The sequence below is a fragment of the Paenibacillus sp. LHD-38 genome (genome assembly GCF_031157315.1).
Taxonomy (GTDB): Bacteria; Bacillota; Bacilli; order Paenibacillales; family Paenibacillaceae; genus Pristimantibacillus.
Genome location: NZ_JAVIFU010000030.1, coordinates 71,930 through 85,616, shown reverse-complemented (window position 1 = coordinate 85,616; position 13,687 = coordinate 71,930). Strand labels below are relative to the sequence as shown.

Genomic DNA, 13,687 nt, shown 5'->3' with positions numbered 1-13,687 from the left:
CCCAGCTTGTTCAATTCACTACGTACAAGGCTGAAAGCGCCGGTCGTACAGTTGTTCAAGTTGATCCGCGAAACACGTCTCAGCAATGCTCCAGTTGCGGTGAGATGGTGAAAAAGACGTTGGCTGTTCGAACGCATCGATGTGATCCGTGCGGATATGTCGCTGACCGCGATGTGAACGCGGCACGAAACATTTTGCAACGCGCTTTAGTATCGTAGCCATGAAAAGCATAGGCTCGGACGGAGCCTTCAAGGAGGGGTGAGGTTACGAATCCCAATGATCTGAGAAGCCCCTGCCTTTAGGCAGGGGGAGTCGTCACGATGACAGATGATCAATCTTCGTTTTCATGGATGCCATGACAGTATCCTTGTAACGAATGGCAAGCATCGATACTTGAAGCTTCTCGCTTAGGGTAAGCTGTTTGAAACGGGGATCTGCTTTTAGGAAGTCCTGTATAATTAACCAAGCGACCGGTTTCATACGGAGAGTCTTTCGGTCTGGAGCATGACTCGAGCTAAGGTTGGCCTGTACCTGGTCGAACCAAGTTCGAAGCCGTGCTTTGGGCTTGCTTTCGTCAACCAAACAAGGCGCGAATAGGTTTTTGGTATGTTTGCGAAGAAATTCGTAACGGTCGTTGCCAATAAGGATGGTATAACTGCCATCCTTTCGGTTTTTTCGCACAACTAACAGATTCATACAGTCCCACATCATTCTTCGAAGACTACGGATACGAGCGGTCATTTTGGTGGAGAGATCCGGCTTGATCTTGCTCAAAGGGATATACCGGACTGTAAAGCGCATAGATATCCTCCTCCTCCCTATCTACATGATATGAAGGATGTAAATTGTCCTATTCACGCTTATTTTTTTATTAGATTCAAGCGAAGCGCTTGCTCCTCCGATAATATAAATTCCTCTTGGGGCCAAAATTCCTCATCTTCATCTCTGCCGAAGAGACGTATGATCTCTTTCCATACCCCTTTTTCCATTGCTTCCGAAGCGGAAATCATGACCTTCAAAGCGAGCACCTCCTGCATTTTCTATACGTTTAGTTACACTTATATTTGTGAAAATAAACTTAGTCTTATTCATGCTTCACATTTGAAAGAGATTAAACCCGTTCTCATATAAAGAAGGAACTGTCCAAATGGCTTAGCGGCCTATTGGCAGTTCCTTCTTTCTTTGTTGCGCTGTTTTTAAGAAACAAAGCTCTTACTGCCCAGCCTCATCCTGCTTTTCCGCAGCGAAAGATTGAATGCTTTCTTTGCGTCGTTCGTTTTTGGCTTCGATCGTATTTTTCTCTTCTGTTGATAATTCACCCGCAAATTCGTTTAAGTACTGCTCTGCTTCTTGCAAATTAGCTTCGGTATTGTCGATATGCTGCTGCAAATGGATGGCATTATCCGCACGATTATCTGGTTTTGCCAAAGTAATCCCTCCTTTCCTTGCAATAATACTTTGTTAAGATGGCCCAAATCTAATATGGTTATGCCAACAAAAAGTAATCGGAATAAATATCCTGTTTTTGTTCATTTGGCAATTTCTTGGCCGATTTTGATGTGCGGCTTATGCGCTTGTGCTTAAGAATTGAAATCCTCCCCATTTTTAGGATCAACTGAGTAAGTTTATGAATGTGAACTGGTTCATTATGTTAGTTGCACGTAGTTCAAAATACAAAGTGGATGGGTTATTCCTTTCGGAATTGGACGGTTACAATTCCTATAAACAGATCTATTCTATTAACATTGGTTGCGTGGGTGCCATGATTATCGAAATCGCTCGTTAATATAAACGACACAATGGGAAACAATATTTAGGATTGGATGGGGATCATTATGGGGAAACAGAACGTTCGGGTTGCTGTTGTACAGGCTGCTCCGATTCTTTTTGACAAGGAATCCGCTTTCCAAAAAATAGAGAAATATTCGTTTGAAGCGCGGCAGCATGGAGTAAAGCTGCTCGTGAAAAAAGATAACGTTATCTTCAAGTCCTAGCTGACCTGGAGAGCAATCGATATGACAAGGAGGAGAAGCGGTATGCAAGTACCGGTAAGCGTTTGGATTTTTTCGGCTATCATCGTTGTTATTTTGTCATGCATCACGTTTTGGATTACGAATAAAGCTTATTCGAAAAGATGGGAAGACCATGACGACCGGATTGATGGTCAATAAAGAAATACAGCCTATCTCTAATTAAGAGAAAGGCTGTATTTCTTCATTTGAACAATATTTATGACTTGCGGAACATTTCAAGCGCAGCAGAAAATGCGCTAATTCCTAATTGAATCTCTTCGAGTTTCGGTTTAGCAAAGCTAAACCGTACGTAACCCGGCTCTGAACCGTAAACACTTCCAGGCACAAATACGACTCCCCTCTTGATCGACTCCTCCAATAACCTTGTATCATCTATAGGCTGGTTTATTTTACACCATAGATTTAATCCTCCTTGTGGAGGTGTAAAGGTTACTTTTTTTTGAAGCGTGTTCTGTAATGATCTAACCATCATTTTTTGTCTTTGATCTAATGCTTGCCTCAAATGAATAATATGCCGATCAAAATGTTCTGATGTTAACAGCCGTTCCGCGACCCATTGCGATACGATACTTAGTCCGAAGTCCATTTGCTGCCGGGCGTCAGTTAAACGGCCTATTACGGATTGGGGGGCAATCATCCAACCAATTCTGAGCCCCGAAGCGGCCACTTTAGATAGTGATCCGATATAAAGGACAATACCGTCTGTATCTATTGACTTAAGAGAGGCCGGTATTGTTCCGCTAAAGGAAGTTAAACTAAACGGATCATCTTCCACGATAGGCACTCGTAATTCAGTGGCAACCTGGAGTAAGCGTCTGCGTTTATCTTCACTAAGTAGGGTACCGGTTGGATTTTGATAATTCGGGTTTACAAATACCATACGGATTCTATGTTGACGATATAGACGAATAAGATCATCAGGGTCGATACCGTCATCGCGGACTGGCAAACGGAAGATGCGCAAACCTGCTGATTGGAACATGGGTAAAGAATAACAATAAGAAGGGTCTTCTATGGCAACAGCATCCCCGGGCGATAAAAGGCATTGGGTAATTAAATATAATGACTGTTGGGATCCGGATGTGATGAGGATAGAGGACTCCATTGTGTTGATTCCGTTGTACTCCTTTAAGGAATGAACAAGCGATTTCCTTAAAAGATCGTAGCCTTGAGGATCATCATAACCAAGATGCTCTTGGAATCGCTGTTTTTGTAACAAATCAGATACCATTTCGTTCGGAAACAGTTCAGAAGATAATTCACCGCTAGCCATATTAACAACCGATGGATCACTTAGAGTAACCTCTCTAATACGTCTCATTAGAGGAAGGTTAGGCAGAAATGTCCCGCCTTCCGTGTATTGACGCCAGTTAGGGGTTTGCATCGGTGAAATTCCCCACTTTGTGCGGCTTACGTAAGTACCGCTGCCAACCGTACTCTCCACCAAACCAGAAGCGCGCAATTCTTCATAGGCTTGAATGACAGTGCTTCGATTCACGCCTAGTTGTTCCGCCAGTTTTCTCTCGGAGGGCAGGATACTGCCGGGCGGTAACTCGGCGTATGAAATTCTCCGTTCAATATGTTCGACAATTTGCTGATATAAAGGTTTTTTATTCGAACGATCGGGTCTCCACATTAGCTTTCAACGCCTTTTTATCAGAATAGTTATCAAGATAGAGCCAAATCCAGAATGATGTCGTTGCTTCCTGATTAGGCATTATCGCCATTTGGTATTATCGTCAATTTCGTCCTAATCTTAACGTACCCTATCCAAAAACATATGTACAGATGCAATGTGGCACAGAAAAATATTTAAGTAAAATGTAGGATTTTATAAGTTCTCGTAGTCTGCCTGTAGTATTAGTGTGAGGTTATCTAACTTACATCTGACAAATGTTAGTTGATGAGATTAGAGGGGAGGGGACCAATGATCTTATTTCGGCAGGTTGAAAAGCATTACGGTGATTTCCATGTGCTCAAGGATATTAATCTCGAGATTGAGCAAGGAGAAGTCGTAGTCGTAGTAGGACCGTCCGGTTCCGGAAAAAGTACGCTGCTTCGGTGCATTAACCGCTTGGAAACCATCACAAGCGGTGATCTGATCATCAACAGTCATACCGTCAATGATAAGAGGACGAATATTAACAAGCTAAGACGGGATATTGGAATGGTGTTTCAGCATTTCAATTTGTATCCTCATATGAAAGTAATCGATAACATTACATTAGCTCCTATGAAGGTGCTTGGTTTGACGAAGCAGGAGGCTGAAAAAACCGCGATGTATTATTTAGAGAAGGTTGGGATTATGGACAAAGCGGGCCAATATCCTTCTCAGCTGTCAGGAGGACAGCAGCAGCGTGTAGCCATTGCGAGGGGACTTGCGATGAAGCCGCAGGTGATGCTTTTTGATGAGCCGACTTCCGCCCTCGATCCTGAAATGGTTGGTGAGGTATTGGATGTTATGAAGGCGCTCGCTAATGAGGGGATGACGATGGTTGTTGTCACGCATGAGATGGGTTTTGCGAGGGAAGTAGCCGACCGAGTCGTGTTTATGGATAAGGGACATATCATCGAGGAAGCAACGCCCGAAGAGTTCTTTTCCAATCCGCGCGAGGAGCGGGCTCGCTTATTTTTAAATCGTGTATTAAATCATTAGGATAAAGGGGAGATTCGAAATGATGGCAAAGAAATGGTTGTCCGTTACCTTAATGATGATCGTTATGTCGGTAGGTGTATTAGCAGGGTGCGGGAACGAGAAGGCGAACAATAGTTCAGGATCAACGAACGGGAACTCAGAAGCGGAAGCCTCGTTGCTTGATGAGATCAAGAGCAGAGGCAAGCTGGTTGTCGGCGTGAAATACGATACGAAGCTTTTCGGCCTTAAAAATCCTGCGAACAATGAAGTCGAAGGCTTCGATGTGGATATAGCGAAAGCGCTGGCGAAGTCGATTCTAGGAGATGAGACTAAACTTGAGCTGAAGGAAGTTACTTCGAAGACCCGGATTCCGATGCTGGATAACAATGAAATTGATTTAATCGTTGCAACAATGACCATTACGGAAGAGCGGAAAGAACAAGTCGATTTCTCAGAGGTGTATTTTAAAGCAGGACAGTCGTTGCTCGTGAAAAAGGGGAGTGCGATTAAAAGCATCGAAGACATTTCGAAAGGTACAAAAGTACTGGCCGTAAAGGGCTCCACTTCCGTAGACAATATTATAGAGAAAGCGCCGGATGCAACCGTGCTTGAATTTGATAATTACCAGGATGCCTTCGCTGCGCTTAAAGCGGGTCAAGGCGATGTATTGACAACGGATAATGCGATCCTGTACGGAATGATGGCACAAGATGCCGGGTATGAAGTGGTTGGCGAGCCGTTCACCGACGAGCCGTACGGTATTGCGATCAAGAAAGGGGAGACAGCGCTGGTGGATGCCGTCAATAAAGAGCTGGCAGCGATGAATTCGAGCGGTGAATACAAGAAGATCTATGAGAACTGGATTGGAGAAGCGCCGTCTGAGTAGCAGACCAATGACAACACCAACGGGTGGCCGCGGCCGCCCTTTTTTTAAATAGAAGAATTTATAAGTTTTACCTCTATAAATAGGCTAATAATTCATCACAAAACAGCTGTTGCCGCTAGTAGGTCAGATTTGCAAGGGGGATAAACCATGCCGGATTTCTCGATCTTAACAGAGTACTTTGACTTCTATATGGAAGGCTTTATCAACACGATCTATTCCAGCATTATTGCGCTGCTCGGCAGCTTCGTACTAGGGACGATCATTGCGGTATTCCGTATTTCGTCCATCAAGCCATTGCGATGGGGGGGGACCGTCTATGTCGAATTTATTCGCAACATACCGCTGCTGCTGGTTGTATATATTTTTTTCTGGGGCTTACCCGCGCTCGGTATTACACTAAGCGGATTCGTATGCGGGACAATCGGGCTGACAGTATATACGGCAGCCTTTATAGCGGAAGCCATCCGAGCGGGAATCATGGCCGTACCAAAGGGGCAGACGGAAGCGGCACAGTCCTCAGGATTAACATATGTGCAAACGATGAGACATGTTGTTCTTCCGCAAGCGATCAAAATTGTCATTCCTCCGCTTAGCAACCAGTTTATCAATTTAGTTAAAAATTCGTCGGTGCTCAGTGTTATCGCGGGATTGGATCTCATGTATTTCGGCGATCGAATCGCCAGCAAAACGTATGCGACCTTTGATACTTATATTTTTGTTGCTGTATTTTATTTGGTGCTGACTCTGCCTTTGAGCTACGTGGCGCATTATTTGGAAAGCAGACTGGCTAAACATAGTTAGAGAGGAGGAGAACAGATGGATTTCGCCAATGCTTTTTCAATCGAGAATTTAATGTTTATTTTGGATGGCTTTTACATGACGCTCAAAGTGGCGTTTTTTTCTATTATTTTCAGCTTTGTACTTGGCTCTATTGTCGGAATCATTCGTTATATGAAAGTGCCTGTTCTATCACCGATTCTCGCCCTGCTCGTAGAATTGCTGCGCAATTTGCCGCTGCTGCTCATTATTTTTTTCGCGCGATTCGCTTTACCGGATATTGGCATTCAGCTTGGTCCGGTGTACGCCGCGATTGTTGCTTTGACATTATTTGAAGGGGCTATGATTTCCGAAATCGTCCGCAGCGGATTGAATTCCATCGAAAAAGGACAAATTGAAGCAGCTCGTTCATCGGGTCTCGGCTACATGCGTACGCTCTGGCATATTGTTCTGCCGCAGGGGCTTCGTCGTATGGTGCCTCCGCTCGTAAGCCAATTTATATCATTACTAAAAGATACGTCATTGGCCGTTGTTATTTCATTACCGGAACTTATGAACCAATCGAAAATTGTTATCGGGCAAAATAATCATTATGTCATTCCGGTTCTTCTCTTAGCCGCTGTCCTATACTTTACTGTTAACTACGCCTTATCCTTAATTGCAAAACGACTGGAGACTAAAATCGTTTAATAATAAGGGATCGTCACAAGAAGTGCGATTTCATAAGCGTATAGATGAATCGCATGGCTGACTTCATGAGAGGTCAGTCTTTTTACGGATCACCCGTTCTTTACAAATATCTATGAAAATAATATCCCGTTGTTTACAATGATTGTAACAGGAGGGGATTATTTGCGAAGATATTTGACTAACGTCGGGATGCAAATGATACTGGTTGCTGTGGTGACAGCGATAGCAGGCGAATTCAAGATTACGCCCTTTAGCGGAGAAATGTTCCGTATTGGTCTCGGAAGCAGCGCTTTTTTGCTTTTCCTGCTGTTAATGCGGCATCTGCCCTATGTGTATACGGGGATGGTTACGGGGGTTACGGTGCTTGTTTTTCGATCTGTCTTAGACGGATTCGTTTCGTATGATACGTTCTCTCTCTCCGGAAGTCTGCAGACCCACTTATCGGCGGCGCTATACTATCTCATTTTTGCAATCGGAATGAAGCGGATTCAAGGCAATTTACCAGAACGCCAGCCGCTCCTTCTCGTTTGCATGATCGCAATTATCGATTTTATATCGAATGAAATAGAGCTTTTGACTCGCAGTATTCTTTTTGATGTAGCATATCTTTATAAGGGTCAGTTGTGGTTGATCGGAGTAACCTCTGTAGTTCGGAGCATCTTTGTGGTTGGAATTTACAGCAGTATGATCATAAGTCAGATGCGCGTCGTTCATAACGAACAGCAAAAACGGATGGAGCAAATGCTTAATGTCGGTTCGGGCCTGTACGGAGAAGTGTTTTACTTGAAAAAATCAATGGATACGATGGAGCAAATTACAGCCAAAAGTCATGAATTGTATTGTAAGCTGAGTGGCGCCGGAGAAAAAGACATTAGCCGAGCCATGCTGGAAATTACACAGCAAATTCATGAGGTGAAGAAGGACTCCCAACGTATTCTAGCTGGATTGCTTAAGGTATTCAATCGGGAAACGGCTTCCGATATGACCATTGCGGAAATCGTTATTTTTGTTATTCAATCAAATTCCGGCTATAGTAGAATGTTAAAGAAAGAGGTTCATTACGAAAAAAGGATAGACATTGATTATTCTACAGCCCACTTTATTCCGCTGTTAACCGTGCTTAACAATTTGGTTTCAAATGCAGTGGAGGCCATTGATACAGAGGGTATGGTTCGTATCAGGGTTTATGAACAGGAGGATAAAACGGTATTGGTCGTTTCCGATACGGGAACAGGAATTGAGGAGCAGAATAAGGAGGTTATTTTTGAACCGGGATTTACGACTAAATTTAATGATGAGGGATGTGCAGCTACCGGAATCGGCTTGTCGCATGTTCGCGATATCGTGCATTCATCAGGAGGAAAGCTGAGTTTGCATACCTCTAGTCAGTCAGGAGAAACAACCTTTGTTGTGGCTTTTTCGACCAATACATTGAGATTAGGGGTGTGATGACCAATGCTTTCATTTGGTATTGTGGATGATGATGCGGTATGCATACGAATGCTGCAGAGCATCATCGAGAAAGGCTGGCTGGGCGAGGTAGTCGTTACGGCGGAAAATGGGTGCGAAGGGGAAAAAGCTGTTCTTGGCGCGAATCCCGACGTCTTGCTGATTGATTTATTAATGCCGGAACAGGATGGAATTGAGACTATAAACCATCTAAAGCAAAAAGGCTATTGCGGAAAATATGTCATGATATCACAAATCGAAAATAAAGAAATGATTGGCAAAGCCTATCAGGCGGGAATCGAATTTTATATTCATAAACCTATTAATCGGATAGAAGTCCAAGCTGTATTGTCCAAAGTGAATGAGCAATGGAAAATTGGGCGTTATTTGAATGAAATCAAGGACTCTATGGCAAAGCTTAGCAATTTGAATACGAATGTAGGGAACCTCCAGAGAAAACAGTCGGTTCGAGAAATCATGCAGCCTATTTTGAGGGACATGGGAATAGTCGGTGAACTCGGAAGCAAAGACATGATTGAAATCATTGAACACCTTATTCATCATGATCAAGTAGAGTCGCTTCCTCCTCTAAAAGAGTTATATGAGATTACCGCCCGTACCCATCACGACCCTGCAAGAGAGGTTAAAGCTGTAGAGCAGCGGATACGCCGTGCGGTAATGAGCGCTGTTTCAAACCTCGCCAACATTGGACTTACGGACTACAGCAATCCTAAATTTGAGCATTATGCTCCGCTCTATTTTGATTTTCAAGATATCCGTTTAAAAATGAAAGAGATCGATGAAAAGCGTCAGCCGGGAAAAGGAAAGGTTAATATCAAAAAGTTTCTGCAGGTGCTTTACTTAGAAGTGCTCGACAACCGAAGAAACCAGCAATATAAATAATCTCCGATAAACAAAAATAGAATACCGGAAAGGCGTATGCCACGGGAAAAACAAGAAAAGCCGCAAAATTGCGGCTTTCTTGTTTTATAGGGCAAGGATTGCAAATCAGCAAAAGAACGAGCTTACAAGCGTTTAAGATTCCGGCTGCATATATTTGCTGCGGTATTGTCCCGGCGTCATCCCTTCCTGCTTGCGGAACGCCCGGATGAAGTTCTGTGAATTGGTAAAGGTAAGCCGCTCGCCAATTTCCTTGATAGAAATGTCCGTCTCGACAAGCCATTTGGTCGCGAGATTCAACCGGTACTGGGACAAGTATTCGCTGAAGGTCATATCCGTCTCTTTCTTAAATACGTTGCTAAGATAGAAAACATTGTAATGCATCCTTGCGGCGCATTCCTCGAGCGTAATTGCCGTACCGTATTCGCGATGGATGATCTCGATAATCTGCTCCGATATATTCTGGTACTGTGTTTCCTGACGGTCGCGGAAGACGGCGATCAATGGATGGATGATTCGTTTCTCGAACCAGGCTTCGATTTCTGAAGCGACATACAGCTGCATCAGCTCCTCGTATAGCGTTGACCCCCGGATATTCCGTTTATCGATCTGCATACCGATTTCCTGCATCACGATCATCAGATCATTGAGCAAGCGAACGAGTGAAATCTGGTAATCCTGAGGCTCCCTCTCTTTGAGAAATACCTGACCCAGCCATTCCTTGAGCAGCTCTGACGCCCGAGTCTCATCAGAGAGCTTAATCGCGTCAATCAGCTCATTATGAAGTTGTACGGGATAGAAGTAGACGCGCGTATGCTTGCCCGCATTCAAGCTGGAATAAGGGATAATCACACCTTTCCCAAGCTTCAGACGATGCTTCAGCGCCTCAAGACCTTCCTGGTAAGCGCGCGTCGTTTGCTTCAGGCTGTGGAATGGCAGACTGATGCCGATGCTGACATCGAGATCAAGATATTGCTTCATGCTCAGCTGAATCGTTTCCGTCAGTTTATAAAGATGGTTGTTGAACTCATCAAGTGATTGATTGCCGCTCCCGAATAACGTCACTTGCGTTTGATCGACGATGACCGGAGGGAGACGGTCAGAGGCAGGCACGGTATCCTCAACAATATTTGTAATCGCGAAAAGCAGCAGGTCGAGATCTTTCTGCTCATAGCGGGTTTCGTTCAAAATATCGATCTGCAGCGTTAGAACTGCTAGATTATCCCAGTTGGATACTTGCTTGTCATAGCCGAACAATCGAATTTTCTCGTTGATCTCCGCAGCGCTTACCTGTCCCTGGAACAATTTCATAAGAAAATAAGTGCGGGCTTGCCGGCTGTTCTGGTTCACCTCATGGTGTAAATTCTCATTGGAGTGGAATAGGTCGCGAATATGCTCGTCGATTAATTGCAGCTCGTTCTTATTCGACTCTGAAATCTCAGGCAGCCGGTTGGCAATACTCTGGAATAGCGTGCGAATAGGAGAATAGACTTTTCTGCTGCCTTGCCAGACAAGAACAAGCGTGAGCAATATAATGAGCAGGCACACATAGAAAGTGAACCATCCGATCGACCTCGCTTCCTTCGACACCTCGGCAAGGTCGGTGAAGCTGGCGTAGATCCAGCCATTAAAATCGGAACGGACATAGGTAACCGAGATGAGATCATTCCGGAATTGGCCGGACTTGCCGGAAATTTCCGCAAGATCGTTTTCTTTCAACGTTCCGTTGTCCGTTAGAAGCGTTCCGATCTTTGAAGGATCATGATGAACAATAATGCGGTAATTCTCATCCAGCACCATGACTTCGCGGGTTTCATTCGGTGAATCCATTATTTTCGCAAGACTGCAGCTCGGAATGGTCGCAATCGCGACGCCTCTTTTGTCCGTGGTATGCAGCGGCATTTTTTTGACCAAAGCGACCGTATAGGGACAGCCATAGCTTGACGTATCGCTTGAGCCGATGTCGGTGGAGTCCAGCAGCAGCCAGTCGGTGCTTTTGCCTGGCCTCTCGATTAGTTTGAGCAATTCTTCCTTGGAAGCGTGTTCATCAAATTTGTAGAGACCGCGATTGTTAATGACCCAGTTCGATGCCGAATTGGCGAGAATGACATCCGTGACGCGGGTGTCGGGAGATTGCAGCAAACTAAGCTCTTCCTTCAGCTGGTTATAGAGCTGGAAATCCTTGAACGTAATAGGCCGGTACAAGGCTTCCTGCAGCTGATTCGTATTTATGACATAATTCAGCGTGTAGTCGACGGTTCGCAGCACCTGCTCGATATTGCCGTTCAATTGGTTCATAATTTGAATGCTGCTTTCATTGACATGCTGTTGTATGGAATTGGAAGATTTCATATAAGAGAAAAATCCGAGCGCGGAGAGAGGCAAAATGCTGGTCAAACAACCGAAAAGCAGCATTTTGGTATATAAGTTGTGCTTCCTCATTCCAATCAGCCTTTCAAACAGATGATGTTTCCATTCTACTCAAATGAAGGAACAGGCACAAGTAATGCTGTACAAAAAAACGACATCCATAGATAATAGAGTTGATTTGGAACCTCAAGGCTAAAAATTAGGAGGTAAGCGCGAGTGAGAAGGAATCGGTGGCGTTGCTGTATGCTGCTTATCACTATTTTGCTGCTGGCGGGTGGATGTGCTCGTGCAGGGGACGACAACAATAATGTTAAAACATTGAAGAATGAAAAGAAAGGCAGCCAATCGGCAGCCATTTCAATATTAGCCAATTTACATACTTCGACGGTTCCTCCGGACCGAATAGAACGTATGCTGGAAGAGAAGACGGGCACGATGCTCGACATACAATGGGTCCCTGACGGCAGCTATGAGGAAAAATTGAATGCCGCGCTTGCGACTGAAAGTTTGCCGCAGGCGGTATTTCTGAAAAATAGCGCTTCGCTTGTTATGTTACGCAGCGCCATTCGCGATGGTCAGTTTTGGGAGATCGGCACCATGCTGGACCAATATCCGAACTTGAAACGTCTTAATCGTGAGGTATTGAGCAATACAGCCGTTGACGGCAAATGGTATGGTCTGTATCAGGAGCGGCCTCTGTCCCGGCAAGGCGTCATCTACCGGCAGGATTGGGCAGAACGGCTGGGGCTGCAGTCGCCTGCCACAGTCGATAAGTTGTACACGATGATCAAGCGGTTCACGCTGGATGATCCGGATGGAAATGGCATGGCGGATACAATAGGATTAACGGATCGAAACGATCTCATCTACGGAGCGTTCAAGACAGTAAGCTCTTATTTCGGTACGCCGAATGAATGGGGAGTAAATGATGGACGGCTGCAGCCCGAATTTATGTTTACCGAATATATGGAAACAATGAAGTTTTTCCGTAAGCTCCATCAAGAGCAATTAATGAACGTCGATTTTCCCGTGATGGGGAAGGTGGATCAGCAGCAGCTTTTCATTGACGGCAAAGCCGGCGTATATATTGGCGCATTAGGCGATGTTGTCAGCCTCTATGCCAAATTGAAGGAACAGCATCCGGAAGCGAGTCTTGACGTTGAGAACCGTGTAAAGGGCCCGAAAGGCTACGGCATATGGTCAACGCCGGGTTATGGCTCGATCGTGCTTTTCCCGAAATCGGCAATTCCCACAGAAGATAGGCTCAGGGAAGTGCTTGCCTTCTTCGATCAATTGATGGAACCGGAAATTGCCAATATGATCTATTGGGGTATGGAGAACGAGCATTATAGGGTGGAGGAGGGAAAAGTCATTCCTTCCGATGACTATGCCCGTCTCAGTGAAGAGGTCAGACCGTACCTCGCTTTGCAGATCGGGGGGCACAGTACGATTCCAGGCCTGCTGGATGTCGGCTATTCATGGCCGACAAGAGTGAAGGCAGAGCAATTGGTGAAGGATAATGACCAACAATTGATCCATGATCCAACGGAATCGTTAGAGTCTGTTACGTATAACAATAAAGGTGTAATGCTGCAGACGATCATAAGCGACGCAACATATAATTTTATAATCGGAGAGATCGACGAAGCAGGTTTCGATTCTGCGATAGCGGAGTGGAAGGAACAAGGCGGCGCGAAGGTGATCGAGGAATTTTCCGAGGCGTACCGCAAGCAGCAAGATCAATAATCTAATAGACGTATCCTAAGGGTCTTGTCAGAGCGAATGCCATCGCTTCTGCCAAGGCCCTTTTACATGTTTTTTTTGCATGATCGGACTGCGTTCTTCCCAATAATCAGCATAATCCTTGCATTTGATCTGACCTTGGGCAAACGGCGAAATGCAGCAGCAGCAAGGGTTTGCAGCAACATATCCAGAGATTATTCTCGG

15 protein-coding genes are annotated in these 13,687 nt (G+C 44.8%); 10 read left to right on the top strand and 5 right to left on the bottom strand.

Going from position 1 to position 13,687, the window contains the following annotated elements; translation table 11 throughout:
* On the top strand, positions 1–218 hold a 218-nt coding region (locus tag RCO25_RS22800; RefSeq protein ID WP_308998421.1), incomplete at its 5' end, for a transposase.
* A gap of 97 nt (positions 219–315) precedes the next feature.
* Here RCO25_RS22800 and RCO25_RS22795 read toward each other — a convergent pair.
* From RCO25_RS22795 to tlp, 3 genes are all read right to left on the bottom strand, one after another.
* Complete coding sequence (locus RCO25_RS22795; RefSeq protein ID WP_308998420.1) at positions 316–801, bottom strand: hypothetical protein; 486 nt, start codon at positions 799–801, stop codon at positions 316–318.
* A gap of 59 nt (positions 802–860) precedes the next feature.
* Positions 861–1,019: a hypothetical protein gene (locus tag RCO25_RS22790; protein WP_308998426.1), complete on the bottom strand. Its 159-nt coding sequence runs from the start codon at positions 1,017–1,019 to the stop codon at positions 861–863.
* Positions 1,020–1,212: 193 nt separating this feature from the next.
* Positions 1,213–1,428, bottom strand: coding sequence for a small acid-soluble spore protein Tlp (gene tlp, locus RCO25_RS22785; protein WP_308998419.1), 216 nt, complete (start codon positions 1,426–1,428; stop codon positions 1,213–1,215).
* A 407-nt stretch (positions 1,429–1,835) separates the two neighbouring features.
* Between tlp and RCO25_RS22780 the strand changes: the two genes are divergently transcribed.
* Both RCO25_RS22780 and RCO25_RS22775 read left to right on the top strand, forming a co-directional pair.
* Positions 1,836–1,994, top strand: a complete 159-nt coding sequence (locus tag RCO25_RS22780) for a hypothetical protein (protein ID WP_308998418.1) — start codon at positions 1,836–1,838, stop codon at positions 1,992–1,994.
* 42 nt (positions 1,995–2,036) lie between these two features.
* Complete coding sequence (locus RCO25_RS22775) at positions 2,037–2,171, top strand: hypothetical protein (protein ID WP_308998417.1); 135 nt, start codon at positions 2,037–2,039, stop codon at positions 2,169–2,171.
* A 58-nt stretch (positions 2,172–2,229) separates the two neighbouring features.
* Here the strand turns inward: RCO25_RS22775 and pdxR are convergent, their stop codons facing one another.
* Positions 2,230–3,669 carry a MocR-like pyridoxine biosynthesis transcription factor PdxR gene (gene pdxR / locus RCO25_RS22770; protein WP_308998416.1) on the bottom strand — a complete coding sequence of 480 codons (1,440 nt, stop codon included), beginning with the start codon at positions 3,667–3,669 and terminating at the stop codon, positions 2,230–2,232.
* A gap of 291 nt (positions 3,670–3,960) precedes the next feature.
* Here pdxR and RCO25_RS22765 point away from each other — a divergent pair, with 291 nt between their 5' ends.
* From RCO25_RS22765 to RCO25_RS22740, 6 genes are all read left to right on the top strand, one after another.
* Positions 3,961–4,689, top strand: a complete 729-nt coding sequence (locus RCO25_RS22765) for an amino acid ABC transporter ATP-binding protein (RefSeq protein ID WP_308998415.1) — start codon at positions 3,961–3,963, stop codon at positions 4,687–4,689.
* A 19-nt stretch (positions 4,690–4,708) separates the two neighbouring features.
* Entirely contained in the window at positions 4,709–5,554 is an 846-nt protein-coding gene (locus tag RCO25_RS22760; RefSeq protein ID WP_308998414.1) for an ABC transporter substrate-binding protein, read from the top strand.
* A gap of 147 nt (positions 5,555–5,701) precedes the next feature.
* Positions 5,702–6,355 (top strand): amino acid ABC transporter permease, encoded by a 654-nt coding sequence (locus RCO25_RS22755; RefSeq protein ID WP_308998413.1) that lies wholly within the window; start codon positions 5,702–5,704, stop codon positions 6,353–6,355.
* Positions 6,356–6,370: 15 nt separating this feature from the next.
* Positions 6,371–7,021: an amino acid ABC transporter permease gene (locus RCO25_RS22750; RefSeq protein ID WP_308998412.1), complete on the top strand. Its 651-nt coding sequence runs from the start codon at positions 6,371–6,373 to the stop codon at positions 7,019–7,021.
* Between the two features lie 162 nt (positions 7,022–7,183).
* The gene (locus RCO25_RS22745) at positions 7,184–8,470 is read left to right on the top strand and encodes an ATP-binding protein (RefSeq protein ID WP_308998411.1); all 1,287 of its coding nucleotides are present in this window, start codon (positions 7,184–7,186) and stop codon (positions 8,468–8,470) included.
* A 6-nt stretch (positions 8,471–8,476) separates the two neighbouring features.
* Positions 8,477–9,373: a response regulator gene (locus tag RCO25_RS22740; protein ID WP_308998410.1), complete on the top strand. Its 897-nt coding sequence runs from the start codon at positions 8,477–8,479 to the stop codon at positions 9,371–9,373.
* A gap of 132 nt (positions 9,374–9,505) precedes the next feature.
* On the opposite strand, the gene RCO25_RS22735 is transcribed toward RCO25_RS22740, so the two are convergent.
* Entirely contained in the window at positions 9,506–11,812 is a 2,307-nt protein-coding gene (locus RCO25_RS22735) for a helix-turn-helix domain-containing protein (protein ID WP_308998409.1), read from the bottom strand.
* A 171-nt stretch (positions 11,813–11,983) separates the two neighbouring features.
* Here RCO25_RS22735 and RCO25_RS22730 point away from each other — a divergent pair, with 171 nt between their 5' ends.
* Positions 11,984–13,486: an extracellular solute-binding protein gene (locus tag RCO25_RS22730; RefSeq protein ID WP_374992150.1), complete on the top strand. Its 1,503-nt coding sequence runs from the start codon at positions 11,984–11,986 to the stop codon at positions 13,484–13,486.
* Positions 13,487–13,687: the final 201 nt, after the last annotated feature.